The sequence below is a fragment of the Lysinibacillus sphaericus genome, from assembly GCF_005217585.1.
Lineage (GTDB): Bacteria > Bacillota > Bacilli > Bacillales_A > Planococcaceae > Lysinibacillus > Lysinibacillus sphaericus.
Genome location: NZ_SZPT01000001.1, coordinates 1 through 23961, shown reverse-complemented (window position 1 = coordinate 23961; position 23961 = coordinate 1). Strand labels below are relative to the sequence as shown.

At 38.3% G+C, this 23961-nt stretch carries 24 protein-coding genes, 1 tRNA gene and 1 riboswitch; of the genes, 7 read left to right on the top strand and 18 right to left on the bottom strand.

Features of this window, described 5'->3' with window-relative positions; all coding sequences use genetic code 11:
• Window positions 1–218: 218 nt before the first annotated feature.
• Window positions 219–1415 (bottom strand): methionine adenosyltransferase, encoded by a 1197-nt coding sequence (metK, locus tag FC748_RS00120; RefSeq protein ID WP_025220354.1) that lies wholly within the window; start codon window positions 1413–1415, stop codon window positions 219–221.
• Between the two features lie 257 nt (window positions 1416–1672).
• Window positions 1673–1791: riboswitch (SAM riboswitch) on the bottom strand.
• A gap of 202 nt (window positions 1792–1993) precedes the next feature.
• Between metK and pckA the strand changes: the two genes are divergently transcribed.
• On the top strand, window positions 1994–3580 hold the full coding sequence (gene pckA / locus FC748_RS00115) for a phosphoenolpyruvate carboxykinase (ATP) (RefSeq protein ID WP_024363702.1): 1587 nt from the start codon (window positions 1994–1996) through the stop codon (window positions 3578–3580).
• A 77-nt stretch (window positions 3581–3657) separates the two neighbouring features.
• Here the strand turns inward: pckA and FC748_RS00110 are convergent, their stop codons facing one another.
• The 3 genes from FC748_RS00110 to FC748_RS00100 are packed head-to-tail and all read right to left on the bottom strand — an operon-like array spanning window position 3658 to window position 5504.
• Complete coding sequence (locus FC748_RS00110; RefSeq protein ID WP_024363701.1) at window positions 3658–4434, bottom strand: alpha/beta hydrolase family protein; 777 nt, start codon at window positions 4432–4434, stop codon at window positions 3658–3660.
• On the bottom strand, window positions 4409–4885 hold the full coding sequence (locus FC748_RS00105; RefSeq protein WP_108029996.1) for an NUDIX domain-containing protein: 477 nt from the start codon (window positions 4883–4885) through the stop codon (window positions 4409–4411). Before FC748_RS00105 ends, FC748_RS00110 begins: the two co-directional genes overlap by 26 nt.
• Window positions 4886–4943: 58 nt before the next feature.
• Window positions 4944–5504, bottom strand: a complete 561-nt coding sequence (locus FC748_RS00100) for a helix-turn-helix domain-containing protein (RefSeq protein ID WP_024363699.1) — start codon at window positions 5502–5504, stop codon at window positions 4944–4946.
• A gap of 223 nt (window positions 5505–5727) precedes the next feature.
• Between FC748_RS00100 and FC748_RS00095 the strand changes: the two genes are divergently transcribed.
• Window positions 5728–7194 (top strand): L-lactate permease, encoded by a 1467-nt coding sequence (locus FC748_RS00095; protein WP_108029997.1) that lies wholly within the window; start codon window positions 5728–5730, stop codon window positions 7192–7194.
• Window positions 7195–7242: 48 nt separating this feature from the next.
• On the opposite strand, the gene FC748_RS00090 is transcribed toward FC748_RS00095, so the two are convergent.
• Window positions 7243–7560 carry a hypothetical protein gene (locus FC748_RS00090; RefSeq protein WP_024363697.1) on the bottom strand — a complete coding sequence of 106 codons (318 nt, stop codon included), beginning with the start codon at window positions 7558–7560 and terminating at the stop codon, window positions 7243–7245.
• A gap of 133 nt (window positions 7561–7693) precedes the next feature.
• Here FC748_RS00090 and ytzI point away from each other — a divergent pair, with 133 nt between their 5' ends.
• The 4 genes from ytzI to FC748_RS00075 all read left to right on the top strand — a co-directional run bounded on the left by ytzI (window position 7694) and on the right by FC748_RS00075 (window position 9478).
• Window positions 7694–7840: a YtzI protein gene (ytzI, locus tag FC748_RS00085; RefSeq protein WP_103976058.1), complete on the top strand. Its 147-nt coding sequence runs from the start codon at window positions 7694–7696 to the stop codon at window positions 7838–7840.
• 70 nt (window positions 7841–7910) lie between these two features.
• Window positions 7911–8072: a hypothetical protein gene (locus FC748_RS21910; protein WP_162832724.1), complete on the top strand. Its 162-nt coding sequence runs from the start codon at window positions 7911–7913 to the stop codon at window positions 8070–8072.
• The gene (gene yidD / locus FC748_RS00080) at window positions 8069–8302 is read left to right on the top strand and encodes a membrane protein insertion efficiency factor YidD (protein WP_024363696.1); all 234 of its coding nucleotides are present in this window, start codon (window positions 8069–8071) and stop codon (window positions 8300–8302) included. The genes FC748_RS21910 and yidD overlap by 4 nt, the downstream gene beginning before the upstream one ends.
• A gap of 105 nt (window positions 8303–8407) precedes the next feature.
• The gene (locus tag FC748_RS00075) at window positions 8408–9478 is read left to right on the top strand and encodes a metal ABC transporter solute-binding protein, Zn/Mn family (protein ID WP_108029998.1); all 1071 of its coding nucleotides are present in this window, start codon (window positions 8408–8410) and stop codon (window positions 9476–9478) included.
• Window positions 9479–9500: 22 nt separating this feature from the next.
• On the opposite strand, the gene FC748_RS00070 is transcribed toward FC748_RS00075, so the two are convergent.
• From FC748_RS00070 to FC748_RS00040, 7 genes are all read right to left on the bottom strand, one after another.
• Window positions 9501–10676, bottom strand: coding sequence for a transglutaminase domain-containing protein (locus FC748_RS00070; protein WP_108029999.1), 1176 nt, complete (start codon window positions 10674–10676; stop codon window positions 9501–9503).
• A 67-nt stretch (window positions 10677–10743) separates the two neighbouring features.
• Window positions 10744–10848, bottom strand: a complete 105-nt coding sequence (locus FC748_RS22520) for a hypothetical protein (protein ID WP_108030000.1) — start codon at window positions 10846–10848, stop codon at window positions 10744–10746.
• 71 nt (window positions 10849–10919) lie between these two features.
• A complete protein-coding gene (locus FC748_RS00060) occupies window positions 10920–12359 on the bottom strand; it encodes an o-succinylbenzoate--CoA ligase (RefSeq protein ID WP_024363693.1) in 1440 nt (479 codons plus the stop codon).
• A 329-nt stretch (window positions 12360–12688) separates the two neighbouring features.
• Window positions 12689–13507 carry a 1,4-dihydroxy-2-naphthoyl-CoA synthase gene (gene menB / locus FC748_RS00055; RefSeq protein WP_024363692.1) on the bottom strand — a complete coding sequence of 273 codons (819 nt, stop codon included), beginning with the start codon at window positions 13505–13507 and terminating at the stop codon, window positions 12689–12691.
• A gap of 63 nt (window positions 13508–13570) precedes the next feature.
• Window positions 13571–14380, bottom strand: a complete 810-nt coding sequence (gene menH, locus FC748_RS00050) for a 2-succinyl-6-hydroxy-2,4-cyclohexadiene-1-carboxylate synthase (RefSeq protein WP_108030001.1) — start codon at window positions 14378–14380, stop codon at window positions 13571–13573.
• Window positions 14368–16092, bottom strand: coding sequence for a 2-succinyl-5-enolpyruvyl-6-hydroxy-3-cyclohexene-1-carboxylic-acid synthase (gene menD, locus FC748_RS00045; RefSeq protein ID WP_108030002.1), 1725 nt, complete (start codon window positions 16090–16092; stop codon window positions 14368–14370). The genes menH and menD overlap by 13 nt, the downstream gene beginning before the upstream one ends.
• Window positions 16085–17470, bottom strand: coding sequence for an isochorismate synthase (locus tag FC748_RS00040; RefSeq protein WP_108030003.1), 1386 nt, complete (start codon window positions 17468–17470; stop codon window positions 16085–16087). The genes menD and FC748_RS00040 overlap by 8 nt, the downstream gene beginning before the upstream one ends.
• A 353-nt stretch (window positions 17471–17823) precedes the next feature.
• Between FC748_RS00040 and FC748_RS00035 the strand changes: the two genes are divergently transcribed.
• Window positions 17824–18744 (top strand): 1,4-dihydroxy-2-naphthoate polyprenyltransferase, encoded by a 921-nt coding sequence (locus tag FC748_RS00035; RefSeq protein WP_025220364.1) that lies wholly within the window; start codon window positions 17824–17826, stop codon window positions 18742–18744.
• 169 nt (window positions 18745–18913) lie between these two features.
• Here the strand turns inward: FC748_RS00035 and FC748_RS00030 are convergent, their stop codons facing one another.
• The 6 genes from FC748_RS00030 to FC748_RS00005 all read right to left on the bottom strand — a co-directional run bounded on the left by FC748_RS00030 (window position 18914) and on the right by FC748_RS00005 (window position 23955).
• Complete coding sequence (locus FC748_RS00030) at window positions 18914–19840, bottom strand: dipeptidase (protein WP_108030004.1); 927 nt, start codon at window positions 19838–19840, stop codon at window positions 18914–18916.
• Between the two features lie 55 nt (window positions 19841–19895).
• The gene (locus tag FC748_RS00025) at window positions 19896–20333 is read right to left on the bottom strand and encodes a TraR/DksA C4-type zinc finger protein (protein ID WP_036205401.1); all 438 of its coding nucleotides are present in this window, start codon (window positions 20331–20333) and stop codon (window positions 19896–19898) included.
• A gap of 85 nt (window positions 20334–20418) precedes the next feature.
• Window positions 20419–21180 carry a MerR family transcriptional regulator gene (locus FC748_RS00020; RefSeq protein ID WP_108030005.1) on the bottom strand — a complete coding sequence of 254 codons (762 nt, stop codon included), beginning with the start codon at window positions 21178–21180 and terminating at the stop codon, window positions 20419–20421.
• A 180-nt stretch (window positions 21181–21360) separates the two neighbouring features.
• Entirely contained in the window at window positions 21361–22134 is a 774-nt protein-coding gene (locus FC748_RS00015) for a DUF7683 domain-containing protein (RefSeq protein ID WP_108030006.1), read from the bottom strand.
• A 368-nt stretch (window positions 22135–22502) separates the two neighbouring features.
• Window positions 22503–23714, bottom strand: a complete 1212-nt coding sequence (gene dpaL / locus FC748_RS00010; RefSeq protein WP_108030007.1) for a diaminopropionate ammonia-lyase — start codon at window positions 23712–23714, stop codon at window positions 22503–22505.
• Window positions 23715–23883: 169 nt separating this feature from the next.
• A tRNA-Glu gene (locus FC748_RS00005) sits at window positions 23884–23955 on the bottom strand.
• Window positions 23956–23961: the final 6 nt, after the last annotated feature.

Sequence of the window (23961 nt, the reverse complement as noted above, 5' to 3'; positions counted from 1 at the left end):
TTTTTTCAATCACTTACGTAAAGTCCGCTTAAATCTTTCACTCGATTAAAGAGCACTAGTTGCCTTCACGATTTAAATAGAAGGTGCATTACTCCCCGACTTAGCAGCAAGTAAGAAGAAATGCGAAAGGCAAGATAAAAAGGGGCCACTAGCTAGCCCCTTTCAAAAAAACATTTACGTTTGTTCATTACCAAATCGAATGTTCTTGACAAAACAGATTATAAACTAGCTTTTTCTCTTAGTGCATCTGCCTTGTCCGTATTTTCCCAAGGTACATTTAAATCTGTACGGCCAAAGTGACCGTATGCAGCCGTTTGTTTATAGATTGGACGACGTAAATCAAGCATTTTAATGATGCCTGCTGGACGTAGATCGAAAAGTTCGCGAACCCATTTTACAATTTCACTTTCACTTACTCGTCCTGTACCAAACGTATCAACGGCAATCGATACTGGCTGTGCTACACCGATAGCATAAGCAAGCTGTACTTCTGCACGTTCTGCTAAACCAGCTGCAACAATATTTTTCGCTACATAACGTGCTGCATAGGCTGCTGAACGGTCCACTTTCGTAGCATCCTTACCAGAGAATGCACCACCACCATGACGTGCATAACCACCGTATGTATCAACGATGATTTTACGACCAGTAAGTCCAGCATCTCCTTTTGGACCACCGATAACAAAACGACCAGTTGGGTTGATGAAGTATTTCGTCTGTGCATCTAATAACTCACTAGGAACTACTGGAGCAATTACTAATGCTTTTAAATCTGCTTGAATTTGTTCAAGTGTTGCTTCTTCATCATGCTGAGTTGAAATAACAATCGTATCAACACGAACAGGGACATTGTTTTCATCATACTCAATTGTTACTTGCGTTTTACCATCTGGACGTAAATATGCTAATTCACCTGATTTACGTACTTCTGTTAAACGACGAGCCAATTTATGCGCTAAACTAATTGGTAGAGGCATCAATTCAGGTGTTTCATTACATGCATAACCGAACATTAATCCTTGGTCACCTGCACCAATTGCTTCAATATCCGCATCTGTCATTGAACCTTCACGCGCTTCTAATGCTTGGTCTACACCTTGGGCAATATCAGGTGATTGCTCTCCGATTGCGACTAGTACAGCTAAGTTTTCAGCATCAAAGCCATACTTGCCTCGTGTATAGCCGATTTCTGCTACTGTATCACGCACAATGCCTTTAATATCTACATAAGTAGAAGTAGTAATTTCTCCTGCTACTAATACTAAGCCTGTTGTGACCGTTGTTTCACACGCTACACGGGCATTAGGATCTTCTGTTAAAATAGCATCTAAAATAGCATCCGAGATTTGATCACAAATTTTATCGGGATGTCCTTCTGTTACACTCTCTGATGTAAACAATCGACGGTTTGTCATTTGGTTTTCCTCCTATTACTCTTACAAATAGTATTTGCGAAATTAATACGGTACTCATTACCCATGTCAAGTCCGCTCCTAAAGGATTGAACTCTCAAGCCGTTGTTGCTTTTAACATGAGGATTTCGAAAGATCCGTCATTATAATAAGGAAAGAATTGCACATACTTACCTTTACATTCATTTTAAAAATAAAAAAAATCCTTTTCTCACGTGTACTTAACATGAGGAAAGGAATAATGACTTCGTAACCTTTCACTCTTATCGTTCAAGGGGTATCCCCTTGCATCAGGTTGGCACCAACGCATGTCGTGAAATAGTTCATGCAGGTTGCCGGGTTTCACAGGGCCTGACCCTCCACCAGCTCGGGATAAGAGTATCCGTTCAATTCCTCATCTTACGTAAAAGGTAGAACAATGTCAATTATTTTATGTCGTTTTGTTGAAAAGTATTTAAAACTCGAAAATAATTTTTGAATTAGTATAGATTATTAAAGCAATTGTGTTATACTATTTTTGAAATTAAGAAAAACTCCCTCAAACTCAAGGGAATACTATAAAAAAGGATGGTATTTAATCGATGAATTCAGTAGAAATTGCAAACGAACTGAAGGAATTATTAAACGGCGGGAACATTAACGTTCAACTTTCAGTACCACAATTAGCTGAAAAAGCTACATCTCGTGGTGAGGCAATGTTAACAGTAGATGGCGCAGTTCGTGCAGAAACTGGCAAATACACTGGTCGTTCACCTAAAGATAAATATACGGTAGAAGAAGAAAGCACAAAAGATAAAATTGACTGGGGTAAAGTAAACCAACCAATTTCTTCTGAAGTGTTCGATAACTTATATGTAAAAGTAGTTAAATACTTAAAAGAACGTGACGAATTATTTGTATTTAAAGGTTTTGCTGGTGCTGACAAAGATTCACAATTAAGTATTCAAGTAATCAATGAATATGCTTGGCACAATCTTTTCGCCCATCAATTATTTATCCGTCCAACTGAAGAAGAATTAGCTTCTCACGTTGCTGATTTCACAATTATTTCAGCTCCTAACTTTAAAGCAGATCCAGCTGTTGATGGTACAGCTTCTGAAACATTCATCATTGTATCACTTGAAAAGAAAATCATCCTAATCGGTGGTACTGAATATGCTGGTGAAATTAAAAAATCGATTTTCGGTATTATGAACTACCTATTACCACAACAAGGCATCTTATCAATGCACTGTTCAGCAAACGTTGGGGAAGCTGGTGACGTAGCATTATTCTTCGGTTTATCTGGTACTGGTAAAACGACTTTATCTGCTGATCCTGACCGCAAATTAATCGGTGACGATGAGCATGGTTGGTCTGACAACGGCGTATTTAACATTGAAGGTGGTTGCTACGCAAAAACAATTAACCTTTCTGCTGAAAAAGAACCTGAAATCTACAACGCAATCCGCTTCGGTTCTGTACTAGAGAACGTAGCTGTAGACCCTGAAACTCGTGTTTGCGACTACGATGATGGTTCATTAACAGAAAATACACGTGTTGCTTATCCAATCCAATATATCGAAAATATCGTTGATCCGTCTGTTGCAGGTCACCCAAAAACAATCATCTTCTTAACTGCTGATGCATTTGGTGTTTTACCTCCAATCAGTAAATTAACAAAAGAGCAAGCAATGTATCACTTCCTAAGTGGTTTCACATCTAAACTTGCAGGTACTGAACGTGGTGTAACAGAGCCAGAACCAGTATTCTCTACATGTTTCGGTTCTCCATTCCTTCCACTTCCAGCAACTGTTTATGCAGAAATGTTAGGTCAAAAAATCGATGAGCATGGCGCACAAGTATTCCTTGTAAACACTGGTTGGACTGGTGGCGAATACGGTACAGGTAGCCGTATGAAGCTTTCTTATACTCGTTCAATGGTACGCGCAGCAATCGACGGAAAACTAAACAATGTTGAAACAATTCAAGATGCTGTATTCGGTTTACACATCCCTACAGCAGTTGAAGGTGTACCAACAGAAGTGCTAAACCCACGTGATGCTTGGTCAGACAAAGCTGCTTACGATGTGAAAGCTGCTGAACTTGCTGGTCTATTCAACGACAACTTCAAGAAATTCTCAAATGTTTCTGAAGCAATCACTAATCTTGGTGGGCCATTAAAATAATGCATACAAAAAGGGAACGATGTATTCGTTCCCTTTTTTTTAGTGTCTTTTTTTAGTGTCAGGCACTCAAACAATTTTCACTGCTTCTTCATCCATTCGCATAATGCACGAACCGTTTCACGATTTTGGGCAGGTGGATATTGGTGGGCAAAACGTTGATCATACCAAGTTTCATACACTTTATTGGCATCTTCTAAGTAAAATGCTAACTGCCTTGCATGCTCAATATCTACATTTTCATCCCGATAGCCGTGGATAATTAGCACTGGGGCTGTAATCTGATCGACTTGAAATAAAGGTGTGCGTGCATCATAGGCTTCTGGAACACGATTAGGTGTCCCGCCAATAACCCGTTTCATCATTCGACGCATATCGGTTCGCTCCCAGTATGTAGCTGTGGCATCCGAAACGCCTGCCCACGTCACAACGGATGTAATATCCTTCCGTAAAATGGCTGTCCAGAGCGCCATAATACCTCCACGTGAAAAACCAAACACATGGATATGATCGTTGCAAAATTGTTTTAGCACATCTACTCCATGCACTGCATCAAAACGATCTTGACCTGCAAACTCATCACGGCCTTCTCCACCTCTATTCCCCCGATAATAAGGGGCAAACACGATAAAACCTTGGGCTGCAAATTGTGCAACACGTGCTGGTCTTACCATGCCGATACTTTGCATACCCCCACGCAAATATAAAAAACCGTCATATGTACCTTCTGCTTTAGGCTCTGCTAGTAAGCCTTTGACACGTAATCCAAGGGATAGATACGTAATTTCTGATAATCGAATAGCTGGATTTGGTGAAGGATATGGACGTTTTTCAACTATTTCTCCATTGATTGTCAAAGCGCTTCAGCTCCTCTAGCATTTTTTGCATGCCTTCATCTTTCATATGGAAGCTTAAATTTGGATGGCTTGCAAACTCTTCATCGGTTAACCAGACCATACCCGAAGTTTCCAAATCAAAATCTATCTTCTCCTGACTGACAAATTCCGCAGTGAAGACTGTTTTACAAAACAATAGTTCACCGTGGACAGCATATTCTGCAAACCATTGAAGATTTTTCACATGCACACCCGTCTCTTCAAATACTTCCCGAACAGCAGCTTGCTCTAATGTTTCGCCTGATTCTACCTTCCCTCCTGGCACTTCCACGCCACGACGCTTATGAATCGTACATAGCCATTTCTGTTCATGTTTTAAAAAGACAAGGACATGCTTTGGTTCAACTTGAAACTCCCCTCTTGTAAAGCTTAAATCCACTTGAAATCCATTCAAATCTTGAAATGAAAACATTCCATTCAACTCCTCGTATTATATTGTCACGAATGTATTCATTATGTTATTCGTCTTATTATTTCATGTACTGTGAGGAATCAATCACAAGAAAATAGTGGCATTCGTCATTCGTCATATTGATAAATCTATGCGCTGTATCTGCTTCAAAAAAAAGAGAATCGCCTGCTTCTAATTCTTCAGAAAAAGCACCATGCCCCAATTCAACTCGTAACTTTCCGCTTTTAACAAAAATATACTCTTTTACACCTGCTTTATGCGCGGGAAATATGCCTGATTCTTTGTTTGGTGGAATAATATTTAACACAAACTCAATACCTCGTGATGGAACGGAAGGTGATAATAAATGTCGTTGAAAACCCGATTTTTCATCAACATAAATGGGTCGTTCATCTTTTCTTATGACGACAACCTCCCTTTTTTCCTGCTGATCTAATAAAGCTGAAAGTGTTGTATTTAAAGCTTCTGCAATTTGACAAGCTACTTGTATCGTTGGATTTTTTTCCTCTCTTTCAATTTGAGATAGCATCGAGGCACTCACATTACTTGCGGCTGAAAGCTCCTGTAATGTCATTTTGTTTTTCTTCCTCATTACATTTACTTGCTTTCCAAATCCCATGAATAAAGCTCCTTTCACTACTTTGTTCGCCTACTATTATTTTTACTATAGTGAAATGTAATTAAAAACTTATCTTCGTTAGCCCTTCTACTATGATATTGTACATTATCAATCACAATCAACCTAGAAGATGTTTGAATCATTTCATGCAAGATAAGATATTTACACTTTAGCGAAAATAAAATATACTATAGTGAATAATCAAGTATAGGAGTGTTGTTTTATGTTAAAAGTCGTATTAGCGCTATTCCCTCTTGTTAGTATTTTATTTATGATTTTTATTTTAAAGAAATCTTCTATTTTCACTGGCATTTTTACTTGCCTACTTACAACAGTGATTGCTACTTCTCCTGTTTTTCACCTAAACTTCGCATTACTGCCTAAACCTTTTATTAACAGTTTTCTTATAACATTGCCAGTTACCTATGTTTTATTTTTTGGAATATTATTATATCATCTAATGGAAAAATCAGGGTCCATCCAAAAAATAGCTTCTTCTATTGCTACCTCTACTGATAATCGGATTGACCAAGTATTATTATTGGCCTTGGGGCTCTCTCCTTTAATTGAATCCGTTAGCGGCTTTGGTCTAGCGGTCATTGTTATTGCACCTATTTTAATGGCTCTAGGTTTCAATTCCTTACAATCTTCCTTCATTGCATTAATTAGTTTATGTATCATACCTTGGGGCACGTTAGCAATGGGGACAATTATTGGTGCATCATTAGGAAACATTCCTTTAGAGGATTTAGGTATTGGAAGCGCTCTGATGTGCATTCCTATTTATATCTACTTTGCCTTCTTAGTTACATACATAGGCGTCGGAAAAGAAGCAATGCAAAAGAAAAAATGGCGGATACTATCGATGGGATTAGTTTTAGGTTTAAGCGTGTGGGTTTGTAATCGTTTCATCAGTGTAGAACTTGCCGGAGTAGTGGGCTCTTTAACGGTGATGGCGGCTATTTTTATTATGATTTCTTTGCAAAATAGAAACAAACAATATTATTCTAATATCTTTTTAAAAAATATTTCTCCTTATTTGTTGTTAATCGCTCTACTAATCGCATCAAGAACTATTAATCCGATTAAAGATTTTTTAACGAGCCTGTTTACCGTAACGATTGCGTCTTATCAATTCCAATTATCGTTTCTTTATTCGCCTGGATTTTTTCTCTTTATTGTTTGTCTCTTTACTTGTACGCTCTTCCGTTTAAATAAGGCATCCATTTTCGATAGTATCAAATTAACAATCAATAAATGTTATCCTGTATTGCTAACGACTTTTTTATATATTGTGGTTTCCGAAATGATGGCAGAGGCCGAGATGATTCAGCTACTATCCGTAACTGCTGCCAACACATTTGGTTCATACTTTGTATTCATAACACCTTTAATTGGCGCAACAGGTGGTTTTTTAACTGGCAGTAATACTGCGTCCAATACTATGTTTATTCGACTACAAACAGAAACTGCTACGCACATAGGTCTGTCACCTACTATACTTGCTTGCATTCAAAATGTTAGTTCTTCGTTCATGACAATGGTCAACCCATCTAGAGTGGCATTAAGTTGTTCAGTATGTAAAATACATTCATTTGAAAATATTATTCAAAGAAAAATGGCGCTAGTTGGACTTAGTACACTTGCTATTATTTTTCTAGAAATTATTTTTCTATCACGCTTCCACTAGCATAATGTTATACAGGTTATGCAAATATAAAAAATGTCTAGCCAATAGCTAGACACGTTTATTGAAATAGGGAAGTTGTTCTACAAATTGCTTTGTATCATCATCCCCATACTCATGTATAAGTGCATAAATTTTCTTCAAACGTAAATCTAACTCGTCATTTTCTCGATCCAAATGATATTGCAAATAAGGCAATTGTGCGCGCCAACCGTTCGCAATTTCTAATAGTTGCATTTGCTGAAATATTTTTTCAAAAACATCTAATGCTTGCCGGTCTACATTAAGTTCGAAATTCCATTGCCCTTCGTAAGGATTTGTATAATACGTTTTATGGGCAAGTGAAAAATAAACACGTTGACGATCCATAGATAACACTCCTTTTTCCATAGTATGGTGGTTAAGTGGTTATTTTATTCGCTGGAATGTCAAACTTCCTTCACAACTAAGTTAGAGCTTCTAATTTATAATAGATATAACGAACAAGAACGGAGTGAATACAATGAGTTTAACCTCGCTAATCACGGTTGCAATCATTATCGTGATATTAGTAACAGTCGCAACCATTCTAAGTGTAAATCGCGCCTATGCTTTTAAACATACGGTCGATGAAAAACCGAAGCAAAATTTTCAGCAGCATGACGAGTAGTTCAAATTTAACCCTTTTATAGCAATATCACTTATAATAACAATATCAAATAGAATTTGGAGTGAAAACAATGGGTGTTCCATTACCAATCATCATTATGATTGCAATGATGATGCTAATGTTTGGTGTTTCCGTAATCGTTATTCTCAAGAAAAAAGGCGATTTTTTTACACAAACAATCGATGCAAAACCAAAACAAAATAATTCACATCACAAGGATGGACAAGCATGAAATATCCCTTTATATGGCTCATTCAGTTATACAGAAAATTTATCTCACCAATGACGCCACCATCGTGTCGCTTCTATCCAACATGCTCTTCTTACGGTCTAGAAGCTTTTCAAAAGCATGGCGCTATTAAAGGTCTAATTTTGACCGTCACACGTATTTTAAAATGCCAACCACTTCATCCTGGTGGCTTTGATCCAGTGCCTGAAAAATGGCCTTCGAAAAAGAAATAATTTTCGAAGGTCATTTTTTCTTGTACTTTTATTCGATGTGCGTTATTATAGATACTGTTAAAAAACAAATCGTAATCATTACTATTTGAAAGAGGTATCCATTATATGAAAAAAATATTTCTATTTTTCTTAGTTGCTGTACTAGCCGTATTTACAGCTGCCTGTGGTGATCAATCATCATCGTCGAAACAGACGGAGAAAACAGATAAATTAACTGTGTACACAACCGTCTATCCTTTAAGCTACTTTACGGAGCGGATTGGTGGCGATTATGTAGAAGTATCTTCTATATATCCTCCTGGTGCTAACGAGCATACCTTTGAGCCAACGCAAAAGGATATGATGAAATTAGCTGACGCGCATCTATTTTTCTATATTGGCTTAGGACTTGAAGGTTTTGTAGAAAATACGAAAAAGACATTAGCCAACGAAGATGTCACTATGGTTGCTATGGCATCTCAAATACCTGATGAAAAATTAGCCGTTAGTACTGGTCATTCGCATGACGAAGAAGATGAAGCTGATCATGCGCATGAAGCTGCCGCTTCAGAAGATGACCACGCACATGACGAGCACGAAGATGCGACTACGGAAGATAATCACGCGCATGACGAGGAGGCTGATCATGGAGATCATGCTCACGGTAGTGTCGATCCCCATGTATGGCTGTCGCCTGTTATTAGTCAAGATTTAGCATTATCCATTAAAAATGCATTAGTTGAAAAAATGCCAGCTCAAGAAGCGACATTTACAGCAAATTATGAAGGGCTCATAAAAGAGCTACAAGATTTAGACACTGCATATAAAGCGATGGCTGACACAACGCAAAACAAAACATTCTTTGTATCGCATGCTGCATTTGGCTACATCGCGGGTCAATATGGCTTAACACAAGTTCCAATTGCAGGGTTAAACTCGCAAAATGAACCGTCTCAAAAGGAATTAACAGCGATTGTAGATAAAGCAAAAGACTTAAATATTCATTATATTTTATTCGAGCAAAATGTTTCATCTAAATTAGCCGAAGTCATTCAAAAAGAAGTTGGCGCTCAATCACTTGTCCTACATAATTTAAGCGTGTTAACAAGTGATGATGTGAAAAATAATGAAACGTATTTTACTCTCATGAAAAAAAATATGCAAACTTTAGAAACAGCTCTAAATGAACACAAGTAAAACAACGATACGAATTACCTGTTTAAGATGAAGAAGGAGGTGCCCCGTAATGCATAAGGGACACCTCCTTTATTATGACGTACTTTTCTTGCGGCATACGCTTTTCATTTTTGTCAAAGTGAAGAAGCCTCTTTATCCTGGCATCCCCGTTTATCTTTGTCTTGACAATAACCAGACGAACTGTAAGAGCGCTCTGTAGGACAACTTTATCCTGTTGTTCATATAAAACGATTTGATTAAGTTTGTCGCTAAGTTGAAAGTCATTTGGTAATTGTGCAGAGTGTTCTATTAATTGTTTCATTTGCAGCGCATTATTTTCTATAATCGCTAGCCCACTATTAGGGGTAAAAAGATTAGCTAATGGTTTCGTAAGAACTTCAATCCTACTTTTCCCTTGCCAATCTGCGTATTTTTCACTTGTTGCTGAAGGAAAACTTGCAAAATCCCATGTATGATCCTGCGCTAATTGCTTATCGGATACGAGAAAATAGTTATAACGTACCTCGCCCTTCCGATCTGGCAATGGGTCATCCCATGTCACATCAATATGGTACCATTCATTATCTAACTTCACTAACACCCATGCATGCAATTGTTCGCCTACTTTCCCTGGCACATATTGCACCTCAAAACCTAGCATATCTAACATTCGATAAAGCACTAAAGCATAGGCCTGACAGACACCTTTGCCTTCGCTAAGCAATGTGTATGGCGAATATTGGCTTCCTACACTATCTTTTGAATACTCTGTTGTTAAGACGATATAATCATGTGCAGCCTGTATTTTTTCTAATTCGCTTAATCCATGCATAGACGCAACAATAGTTGTCAATGTTTGCTCTGTAAATGCCTCCTCTTCCTGTGAAATATGATAAGTAAATTGAAATTGGATGACAATATTATTGGCATAGCCATCATACTTCCATTGAAAGCTGGAAATATTGGCGAAAATATATGGATCTAATATGGCATGTTTGATAAGCTCTGTTAGTTCGTTTTGTAATTCAGAAGTTTTACCAGTGTAACGAATTTCAAATTCAGTAGACAATTGCATCACTTCTTTCTGAATTTGCTGTTGTAATGTTTCGATTGAATTAGCTTTTGCTATATTCTGTGATTCGTAATTTGCGAATACTTGCACATGACTCATTTGTAAAACAAATAATATAATGACAACATTATATATAGTTTTTCTCATATGAGTCATTCTCCTTTACTAAATAGTTTATGCCCCCCATTATTTATTATGTTAAAGAATAATTAATTTAATCAAAAAAATATAATTTCAATAACAGAAGCCTAAAAATTGTTTGAGTGACTGGCACATATACTTTATACAATTGTTTGAGAATTGTTTGAGTGACTGGCACGTGAAGTCAAAAAAATAGCATGCTAGAAGTGACTTCTAGCATGCTATTTTTAAAGGCTAAATCCATTAAAGTTATTCACTGGCAAGTAAAGCTGCTAATTTTCTTCTTAGTAGCTTATTTGCTCCATTACGTGGCAGTGTATCGATTATCTTAATTTGTTTGGGAACTTTATATTTAGCCAGTTTCTTTTCACAGTATTGCTTTAAGTTTTCCATCGTGACCGCTTCCTTTAAAACAACAAATGCTATAGGAACTTGTCCCCATGTTTCATCTTCAATGCCACATACACCCGCTTCCTGAATAGCTGGATGTGCCAATAGCACATTTTCAATCTCTGCTGGATAAATATTTTCACCACCAGAAATAATTAAATCTGCCCGACGATCCACTACAAACAAGTAACCCTCCTCATCCATATAGCCAATGTCTCCCGTGTGAAGCCAGCCCTCCTCAGTTGCGCTTTTCTCGGCAAAACGACCTATGTAACCAGGCGTTACGTGGGGACCTCGAATACATATTTCCCCTTCACCTTGTGCATTGGGTGCTGAAATTTTTATTTGGTTAAAAAACAATGGCTTACCTGCTGAGCCAATCTTTGTCATGGCATCTTCACTTGCCAATGTAGCCGTTTGTGACGAGGTTTCTGTCATACCATATGTTTGAGCTACTGCTAAATGCAATGCACTTGCTCGCTCTAGATAATCCACTGGTACAGGACCACCACCGGCTAGCATCAATTTAAAACGCGGTGACGCCTGCGCCTTATTTAACTCAAGGGTATTTAAAATGCGTTCTAATGTTACAGCGACCACTGACATATGGGTGACATCACCATCCATAATATTTTGCGTGATCGCCTCTACGTTAAAATGCTCATATAGTTGTACTTTATTGCCGTATAACAATGAACGAACTAAAATGGAAAAACCACTTATATGGAATAATGGCACTGCACACAACCAAACATCATCGGCTTGTAAACCTATGTTTAGAACAGAGGCTGTAGCACTTGCCTGATGATTGCCAACTGTTTGACGAACCCCCTTTGGGAAGCCTGTCGTACCAGACGTATACATAATGGATGTTGTTTGATTGAGTGACCATTCTTTTGCAATATCAACATATTGCTCTTTACCATTTTCTATTGTCGTAAATTCATGATAGTGTACGGATGACGGTAATTTTTCTACATCCTCATCTGCAACTAGCACAATCGTTGCTTGTGAATCTTCTAATTGATATGCGATTTCTGCTTGAGACAGCCTGCGATTAAGCATCACCATTTCACATTGCAAATGCATACAAGCATACATCATAACGACCAGTGCAGGCGTACTCGGACCCATAATAGCGATACGATGCCCTTGCTGCACCCCAAGTGCTGTTAATTGTCGAGCTCGTTTTAAGGATAGCTCATTTACTTGTTGAAAGGTCCAAGTTTGTCCTTCATATGTGAGAGCGCTACGTAATGGTGTGATAGACGCACGCTGTAAAATCCAGTTTGGATACATTGTTTGCTTCCTCCAATCATTACACTGATATGGTACTGCTTCAGCCTGATATAGACAGAAAAAGAGGCTGTTACATAACTAAAAAATTTAAGGAACAGAGGAAAGGTGTTCATCAATTTTTGCTATATGGCGAACTTCGCTATGGCTCCTGCTCAGAACGTACACCGTAAGACGCGGGCATTCTGCGTGGTAGCGAAGGTTGGGCTTACGGTGCTAAGCGGAAAGCACCGCTGAAGCGGACAACAACGGCGCAGTAAAAAAGTGTTAGATTGACTACCATCAATCTAACACTTTTTCTCTTTTATCCCAGCTTTTTCTAATATTCCGAATCAAGGGAATCTTGGGAATTGACCAAAGTCTGGTTGACGTTTTTCTTTAAATGCGTCACGACCTTCTTTTGCTTCATCAGTAGTGTAGTAAAGAAGTGTAGCATCGCCTGCCATTTGTTGAAGACCAGCTAAGCCGTCTGTATCAGCATTCATAGCTGCTTTTAAGAAGCGTAGAGCTGTTGGAGACATTTGTAGCATTTCTTCACACCATTGCACTGTTTCGTCTTCTAATTGTTCATAAGGAACAACTGTATTGACTAAGCCCATATCAAGCGCTTGCTGAGCATCGTATTGACGGCAAAGGTACCAAATTTCACGCGCCTTTTTATGACCGATAATACGTGCAAGATAGCCTGAACCATAACCAGCATCAAATGAACCAACTTTAGGACCAGTTTGTCCGAAACGAGCATTGTCTGCTGCAATTGTAAGGTCACATACAACATGTAATACGTGTCCTCCACCGATAGCATAACCAGCAACCATCGCTACAACTGGTTTTGGAATAACACGGATTAAACGTTGTAAATCAAGAACGTTTAAACGTGGGATTTCATCTTCCCCTACATAGCCACCATGGCCGCGTACCTTTTGGTCTCCACCTGAGCAAAAGGCTTTTTCGCCTTCACCTGTTAAAATAATAACACCGACATTTTTGTCATCGCGGGCACGAGAAAATGCATCAATCATTTCCATAACTGTTTTTGGTCGAAATGCATTGCGCACTTCTGGACGGTTAATCGTCACTTTAGCGATACCGTTATAAAACTCATACTTAATATCTTCGTAAGTATGTAATGTAGTCCATTGACGTGACATTGAAATACCTCCTAATTATAAAATTCGCCTCATTACTACTAAGAGGCGCTAACGTAAAAAACATTACGTTAAATACTCCTTTACTATTGTAGCAAATTCAGCTGGATTTTCCACATGAATTGCATGTCCAGCGTCATTTACTGACATATGCTTTCCATTTTTTAATAACGCTTTCATTTCCAATGCGATATTACAAAATTTAACATCTAATGAACCCGTTATTAATAGTACAGGCAATTCTAATTTAGTTAAATTATCCCAGTTTGATGGTTGCATGCCTGTTCCAATTCCTCGTAAACTGCCTGCCAAGCCCTTTTCACTTTGGGCTAATCGTTCTGCTCGAACTGCTTGTTTTACATTTTTAGCTAAACGCTTCTGCGATTCAAATAGCGCAATATTTTCCCACGAATTAACAAAGGACTGTAAACCATTCGTTGTTATTTTCTCCGCTAACGCATTATCACGCTCGCATCGCTCCATACGCTCTTTTGCAGTTCGCAAACCAGGAGAAGAACTTTCTAACAGCAACTTGCTGACACGTTGAGGGTAAGCAATCGTATAAGATAGTGCAATACGTCCACCCATTGAATAACCGAGCAATGCAAAAGTTTCTAATTGTAACTGACAAAATATTTCCTCTAAATCACGCAATTGTTCAGCCATCGTGAAGCGACTTACTTGCTCCGGTACGGCTGTTTGACCATGACCAATTAAATCAATCGCCACAACTCGCACATGTGGAAGATTCTTTGCTAAATTTCGCCATGTAGCAGTACTACCTGTAAAGCCATGCAGGGCAACTAGTGTTTGCCCCGCTTCTTCATTCCATATATCCACATGTGTCTCAAGCCCTCGAATCATTAGCTTTGCCATGCTTTTAACCCCGCATTAATACGGTTCCAAAGCGCGCGGTGTGCATAGACATTTTCTTCACGGTTTGTAAAAATCTCAATTAATCGTAACGGATTTTTTCTCAACGTGTTAAATTTCGGCACTAACTGTGCAATATCCTCAACACAAATGTAGTCCATATTGTACATATGAGCAATGTCTTGGAATTCAAGTGCAGTTGGTGTACCAAATAAATCTTCATAATGAGCCTCTACCGTAGATTGCGGTAAATATGAGAAAATACCACCACCATCGTTATTCATGACAATAATGGTCATATTACATGCTTGATAGCGTGACGCAATTAGGCCATTGACATCATGTAAAAAAGCTAGGTCTCCGATAAGCAAATAGGTTTCACGGTTATTTCCTTGGCTTAAGCCCATTGCCGTTGATACGACCCCATCAATGCCATTAGCGCCACGATTCGCAAAAATTCGAATATCTTTTGATGTTGCCATTAAAAACGTATCGATATCACGAATGGGCATGCTACTGCTAACAAAAATATCACTGCCATTTGGAATGATTTCAAGTAAACGACTTACCATAGCACCTTCGTCAATTGCGCCTTCTGTATAATGCTCAATATACTCAAGTGCAATATCATTCGCATCTTGCCATTCCGCTAAATATGCCGCCTCTAGCGCAGTTTCAGCAAGGTCTAATTGTACGAGCCATTCGCCAATGCTTGCATGCAGAAAATGAGTGGACACCCCTGTTGAATCACGGAACATCGGATCTTCATCGACAACAATATAAGCTTGGGGCTGCGACTTTGTAATAAATTGCATCATAAATTTCGATACAGGCTGTGCTCCTAAGCGCAGAACTGTTTCAGGTTCTACTAGCGCTTTGAAATCATCGTTTTTCATAATGGCATCATAGGTTGTCATAACATATGGCAAACAATCATTTGGCACGGAAGTTCGCATATTCGATAGACTCTCCACAATGATTGGCCATTTTAATTGGCGCACAAACTCCCACATAATGGTTAAATCTGTCCCGAGCGGAAGCTCCCCAACAACAACAAATCCTTTTTTAGTGTCTCGTAAAATAGAAGCTAGTTCTACTTGTGCAGCTTTCGGTGGCGTTAACTGTCCAATATGGCTTTGCTTAAACGTAACAGTTGGAAGCTCCTCTCGAAAATCAATGAGCAACGGTTCACGGAACGGTACGTTAAGATGTACTGGTCCAAATGGTGCACTTGTTGCAATAGCTACTGCACGTGCAATATGACGTTCAATAAATGGCAATGTCGGTGCAGCACCATCCGCTAGCGGAAAATCTACACTCCACTTTACATGTGCTCCGTATAAATTCGTCTGATTAATTGCTTGTGGTGCACCTACTTCACGTAATTCATGTGGACGATCGGCTGTTATAACAATTAGTGGTACTCTTGCATAACTTGCCTCCACAATCGCAGGATAATAGTTTGCCGCGGCAGTACCAGATGTACATAACAAAACGACAGGCTTAGTAGTCGCCTTAGCAATGCCTAACGCAAAAAATGCAGCAGCTCGCTCATCTACTTGACGGTACATCGTCAATTGCTTTGTTGAGGCAAAAGCATAAGCTAGTGGCGTCGACCGTGACCCTGGGCTTACAACAACATGTTGGACACCTGCTTGTACTAATGATGCAACCATTTTATAAACATAATCAGTCAATATTTTCCGTTCACTCATGTACTTGTCCTCCTAACGCTCGAAGCATTGGACGGAATTTCACTAATGTTTCCTCATATTCAGATTGTGGCTCTGAATCAGCTACAATACCGCCACCTGCATATAAATAAGCTTTATCTTTTAGTAGAGCTGCTGAACGAATCGCAACTGCGAATTCTCCGTTACCCTCCGCATCTAACCAGCCAATAGGTGCAGCATAAAGACCACGGTTCATTGGCTCGTATTTACGTATAGCAATCATTGCCTCTTTTCTTGGCACACCGCCCAAAGCGGGTGTTGGATGCAAATGCTTCGTCAATTGCAAAATGGTTGCTTCGTTATTTAGCTGACCTTCAACAGGTGTAAATAAATGTTGGATGTCTCTAATTTTTAGTAAGCGTGGTCCATCAGGTATTTTCATTTCAACACAATTTTTTCGGAACGTTTCCGCAATCATATCGACTACATATTGATGTTCACCACCATTTTTCGGATCATTTAATAAGCTTTGTCCATAAGCTTCATCTTCCTCCGCCGTTTTACCTCGTTGAATAGATCCTGCAACACATGATGAGTAGGCACGACCATTTTCAACCTTTACAAGACGCTCAGGAGACGCGCCGAAAAATAATAAATCTTGCCACTCCAACCCAAACAAATAACTTTCAGGCTGTTCGTGAATAATTTGAGCTAATACTTGAGGTGAAGTTACTTGCTCCTTAAATTGCAGCGCAAGGGAACGTGCAATGACAACCTTATCCGCTTTTTTTGCTTTAATTAATGCTGTGACCTGATCAATTGATGCTAAATAAGGATCCTTATAAGGCTCGAAATAATTTGTGATTTCAGGCTTCGCATACATTTTCACTTCTTTTACTTGAGCAGCATGGATTAAATGATTTCGCTCTTTACGCAACGCCTCTAATTGTCCATCTGCCTCAGTAGCACTTGCGATAAGGTGAATGCTTACATAGGCTTTATCATCACGTAAAACAAACTGATACGTTGCTAAGGCAAAATAAGCCTCTGGAAAGTCAGTCCACTCCCCATCTACATTATTTTGCGGATCGAATGTAAAACCACCAAACAAAATTGGTTGTAGTTCAGCCTGACCTTTTACGCAATTTTTCGTTAAGCGCTTCCACTCTGCTTCTACAGCATCAAAGCGGTTATTTTTTTCGTTATTTTGAATTGTGTGAGCGTGTCCTAGCCCAACCAATGTCATTGTTTTTTCTCTATTTTGCCAATAAAATCGTTCACCTTTATAACGCTCCTCGCCCGCTGCAAAAAATGCAAGAGCCGATAAGCGACTTACTTCGATTGTTTCCATATAAAAATGAAGGTTTTGGCCCAAAGAGTCCACTTCTAGTTCTGTGGCTTGGTACCACTTCTGTTGCATGAAAATTACCTCCGTTATTGCAATGTACATATCAATGATGTTTTCGCGTTATGGTACGTGTTGCGTTGTCCTGCACATACATAACTTCCTACGTCTGTCGCTTTGATGTCACACACAAATCCCTCTGTGACATCCGTCTTTAGCATTACTTGTTCCGCTAAAATAGCCGTCCTATACGTTTGACGGCTCTGTTCTTTCTACTGCTTAATTTATATTCCCATCTCTCAAATGCATGTACTATTGTATCATTTTTTTAAACATAACAGTATGTAATAAGCTGTGAACCTATCCAATTTCTCTTTCTTCGTATAAAATAAGAAGAGTCTACAATAGTTGAAGGAGAGAAAGACCTTATGACCAAAGTCATTGAAGCTGATAGGGGTTTTAAAGTTTGGTGGCATTTAACACGTCCACATACTTTAACCGCTTCATTTGTTCCAGTATTTTTAGGAACAGCGATTGCGCTAGCAATTGAAAAAGAAACCATTCATTTTGGACTGTTTTTTGCAATGTTAATTGCAAGTATGCTGATTCAAGCAGCAACAAATATGTTCAACGAATATTATGATTACAAGTTAGGATTAGATAATGAACATTCTGTCGGCATTGGTGGCACGATTGTGCGCCACGGTGTTCAACCGAAAACGATTATGCTGATTGCCCTAAGCTTTTATGCACTAGCCATGCTACTTGGCATTTATATTTGTGCCTCCACTTCTTGGTGGCTTGCTGTAGTTGGACTAGTATGTATGCTTATAGGTTTTCTATATACAGGAGGGCCGTACCCTATCGCATATTCACCTTTTGGAGAGCTTGTTTCAGGCGCAGTCATGGGGATGGGTATTGTCTTAATTGCCTTTTACATTCAAACACTTACAGTTACATTAGATGCGGTATTACTTTCTGTTCCGAGTATGATTTTAGTTGGCGCCATTATGCTTTCTAATAATATTCGTGACATCGTTGGCGATACAGAAGGTGGACGTAAAACACTGGCCATTTTAGTGGGACGCGACCGTGCTATTTCTGTACTATCTGGCTTTTTCATCGTTTCGTACCTTTGGGTTATCGCATTAGTAGCCATTGATGGGATTACTTTTTGGGCGCTTATCATTTTCCTAAGTGTACCGAAGCCACTCCGAGCAATCCAAATTTTCCGCGATAAAAAAGAAGCCAAAGAAGTAATGCCCGCGATGAAATTTACAGCGCAAACAAATACATTCTTCGGTTTCCTATTAGCAATTGGTTTATTAGTAAATCATTTCTTTTATTAATAGGGTTAGTTAATTGCAACGAAGGCAGCGACTTCAACGAGAACAACATAAAACGTTAAACGTGGCGCCTCACATGCAAGTAGAAAATTGCAACCAACGGTGTGCGTTTGCCAATAGCAGAAATAACTTCGTAGCGATTTTTACTCTGTTGACACGCTAAAGCAGCAACTTATTTAGTTGCTGCTTTTTTTAAATATTGTTTGAAATTATTATGCGCAATTCCACGAACTTCTTCATCTGAAAAATGCTCACGTAACATCTCTAATAAATTTTGCGCCTCACCTGCATGTGCAAGACCTTTGATTGTCATATCTATTCCGTCAAAATCAGAACCTACCCCAAGATGCTCCATGCCAACGACACTTGCCAGATGCTTTATATGCTCAATTAAATCATCCATTGTTGCATTGTCGCCAATAAAATGCGGGTAGTAAACTAGATGAATATGCCCCCCATGCTCAACAAGCGCCTTAGCCTGTTGATCTGTTAAATTACGCGGGTGGTCACAAATTGCACGTGCATTGCTATGGCTAGCAATAATATGCTTTGCTAGCGGCAGTACATCCCAAAATCCTTGCTCATTTAAATGGGCAACATCAATGATAATATCCCGCTCATTTAGCATATTAACAACTTCCTTACCAAATGGCTTTAAACCGAGGCTAGCATCTTGCTCAGCACCATAGGCTACAGCATTCTCTTCATTCCATGTAAGACCTACTAACATAACACCTGCATCCAAAATTGCGGAAAGCTTTGTCAAATCCTCGCCAATTGCACTACAGCCTTCTAAACTTAAAATAGCACCAATTTCATGAGGTGCTAAAGTATCGAGTTGTGACCATTCCGTAATATGCACCATGCCCTCTGTTTGTAATACTTGTGTATGAAAGGCTTCAATTTGGCGCATAACCTCTAAAAATTGCATACTTTGAGGTATTTCAGGGTCAATAAAAATGGCAAATACTTGTGCTTTGACTTGCCCTAATTGCAGTCTTTCTTTATTAGCATGTAATCGGCTATCATTACTAAATTTTGGTTCTTCCAATGTCGTTAACTTTAATAAAACATCACAATGTAAATCAATTATTTCCATGTCAATCACCTCATACAGTTATTATACTGTTTAAGGGAAGAAATGCTCTTATTTTTTACATTTTATCTGATGGTGTATCAGACGAACCAAATTCCTCAAGCTCTTCGAAATCATCAGATTTTGGTAAAGAGGATAACACATCTTCTTCTACTGGTCGCAGTAAATCGTCTCTTTGTTCAGCATGCTCTACACATGTCAATGCATGTGGCATAGCCTCTAAACGGCCTAACGGAATTTCTTCGCCACATATAGCGCACTTACCATATGTTCCATCTTCTATTGCTTGCAGCGCATGCTCGATTTCTTCAGCATGGTCACTGCGATGTTCATCAATGGCCATCTCTGTAAGTTGGTCTGTTAAATCACTCGCATTATCGGCTGGATGGTTATCATAATTTGAGAGCTCTGTTGCCTGCGGTCGCTCTGATTCTTCTAGCTGCTTCTCTAGTTCTTGTAATTCCTGCTGTAATTGGTTTTTAAACTTTTCGATCATTTGTTGTTTCAAAAAAATCTCCTCCTCATACTTTCATTTTTTCCTAAATATCTATTTCTAAAACATCTGTATGAGAAGGATTCCATTAGTTTTGTGTGTATTCTCTAATTACATCATGGAGAAATTGAGTAGCACCTTCTGACACATGTTGATCGTAATAAGCCGTAAAACGTTCATCTGCTATATACATTTGTGCTAAACCAGCATGTGCTTCCTTTGTATATTGTGGCCACGAAAAGCTCAGCCAACGCTTATGCAGTTCTGCCACTTCCATGGCGACATCATGTTTCACGTCGCCTATAGCCATTGCCTCTTTTAATCGTTCAAATAGTTGCTGTTCGAGTTGCTGCATTGCCTTATATTGTTCCTCTGATAAATTCTTAAACTTCGCATTCGATGCATCGACCTTTTCATGGCCGTAGTTTGCACGAATTTCTTTACCGTATTGTTTTTCATTTTCTTCAATCAGCATTTCTTTAAAGCCTTCAAATTTCTCTTCGTTTGTCATTGGTTGTTCCTCCTCAATCGAATGAATGGTTTGTTCCACTGTTTTTAATAATTGATCTAGCTGTTTTTTTCGTTGTAATAAAGCATCACGATGTGTTTTTAATGCCGCTTTATGTTGAAAATCAGGTGCATGAATAATGTTGTGAATGGTTTCAAGCTTCATATCTAACGCTTTATAAAACAAAATTTGCTGAAGAATATCGACTTCTTGTTGCCCATAAAAGCGATACCCTGCTTCATTTGTTCTTGCCGGCTTTAGTAAATCAATTTCATCATAATACCGCAACGTTCTCGTACTTACTCCTGACAATTTAGCAAGCTGTAAAATGGTATACTCCATTGCTTTCACCTCCATATTTATACTGTAAACCTTTCCGCAGCGTTAAGGTCAAGGGGATATTTATATAAGTCTGCCGTAAGGGAAAAATAAAAAGATCTGTGTCCACTTCACCCAGGAACAGATCTTAGAAGTTGCTTATAATATTTGGCTAACTTTTTAGAGTAGCTCAGTACAGTTAGGTTAATCCCCCGCACTTAGATAATATTGATACTTATTCGTATCTATTTTATGTCTTAATTTTTTTTGAAAAAATTGTTGGTTACTCGCTGTAATTGGAAATAACCCGATAACCGGATGAATATTTGAAAGATGCAATATTTCTCTATATTCCTCTATTGAAAAGTCAGTTAGTATTTCCTCACCTACTACGGTATCTTCATTAATTGGCGTCCACATTATCATTCTTTCGATGTTCTCTTCATTGATATAAAATGGAGAAACCATTTCTTCTACAAATAAATTGTTTTCCCGAGCAAATTGTAATGGTTCCTCTTGATAATTATTTGTTCCAATAAACATATAATAGTCATCTCCAAAATGCACAAAAAAATCTAAAGTTATGAAATGACAATATATGAAACCTCTTAATACCATTTTAGAAATAAGAGGGATTTGATCAATCGATACTTCTTGATCATCTTTTAATTGAAAATTGTCTAATTTTTCATCATACAATTGATTATACAGAGCACAATTACTATCTACATCAATATAAGTCATGTTAATCATTGTTAATGATTTTATATGATTGACCTCTAAAAACTTCATGATTGTATTAATATAGGCTGTTTCGACCTTTAAATATTTTTCTAATGTAAAAGTTTCACCATTAATTGTCTTCCCAATGTGAGCTGGGCTTGTCCATTCCAATTTCTTCGTGTAATGCCCTTCATTATTTCTGAAGTCAGGATTATATTTCGTTATCCTCCATTGATATTTTATGTGATTATTCACTTTTATCACCTCTTCCTTTATCATAAACTGTACAAATACCCCAGTTTTGTTCACATTCTTTAGAAGAAAATGCTATAGAATCTAAGCTAGCTTCTTTAGAACTGCACCCTATGAGAAATATTGATAATAACAAGAAGATCGGATAAAAGTATCTAATTTCTATTAAATCTCCTAACTAATTAAATGTATGAAAATTCCGTTAATTCAAAAGTTAAGTCTACATCTTGTAAACACATATATTTTAATTCCTACTAAAAGCTAAATATTGAGATATTCCGTATATAAGTAAAAATATTTTATAAAATGGATAAATAATTTGCAAGAATTAATATAAAAAAGCATCTCAGTATCCAAGACGCTCACCTTTCCTATTTAGCATACTTCCCATGCCACACTATATTTCTGTAGTTTTCTACGTCTGTGTCTCCCTCCGTACTAACAAACAATATCTTTGACTTTGGATTGAGCTGTAAAGCGACCTTTAAATCATAGTAATCCTCATTTGTCATTAATTCATAAAAACATCCAAATGGCGCTGCTCCTGATTCTCCTGCAACAATACGATTATCCGCTCCAAGTGGATTTCCCAAGACGCGCATACCCGTTGCAGCTACTCTCTCACTACAACTAATACTTACCTTTGTATATGTTTTTAAAATATCCCAAGCGATAGGATTAGGCTCCCCACATGCTAAGCCAGCCATAATGGTTTGCATTTCTCCACCGACAGTAACAAACTGTCCAATACCTCGGTTAAAACTCTCATAGAAGCAATTAGCTGCATCAGGTTCGATTAAAACAAATGTTAGTTGTTGTCCATAATATTGTTGTAAAAAAGCGACTATAGCTCCTGCAAATGAACCTACACCTGCCTGTAAAAATACATGGGTCGGTGCTTCTTGCAGATGGTCAACAATCTCTTTTGCCAATGTTGTATAGCCTTGCATAATCCATAATGGAATCTCTTCGTACCCTTCCCACATTGTATCCTGTATCACTATCCAGCCATTATCCTCTGCAAGCTGTGAGGTATACCTTACCGTTTCATCATAATTCATTGAAGTGATTTCTGCATATGCGCCCTCATTTTTAATATTTTGCAAGCGCTCTTCCGCACTACCAGCAGGCATATAAATTCGCGCCTTACAGCCAAGTTCCCTTGCTGCCCAAGCAACCCCGCGCCCATGATTGCCATCTGTCGTTGAAATAAAGGTACAGTTGCCTAATTTTTCTTTCACTTCAGGTAGTTTTAATTGTTCAAAAGACAATTCATCAATATTTTGATCTAGCAATTTCGCAACATATTTGCCAATCGCATAAATACCACCTAACACCTTAAACGCATTTAAACCAAAGCGATAGGATTCATCTTTAACAAAAATCTTACTGACCCCGAGATGCATTGCTAAAGCATCTAAATCATGTATAGGTGTTTTTTCAAAATTTTCATATGTATGATGGAATCTTTCCACACAATTAACCTGTTCTACTGTAAAATTTTGCAGTAAATCTTTACATTGTTGTAAGTTCTCTTGCAAAAGATATTGCCGATTATACACCCATCTTAAATTTTCGCTCATTCGTATGATCCCCCTTTATAATTACTTATACCTATATTACCTAATATTGCTATTAAAGAGAATCATCATTGTATTCATAAATAGACAATGGGAAACGATGCACTCTCAATTTTTCAATCTAGCAAAAAAAACGCAGTAAATGTGTAATCACATTTACTGCGTTTTAGTATGACCCCTACGGGATTCGAACCCGTGTTACCGCCGTGAAAGGGCGGTGTCTTAACCACTTGACCAAGGGGCCAATGGC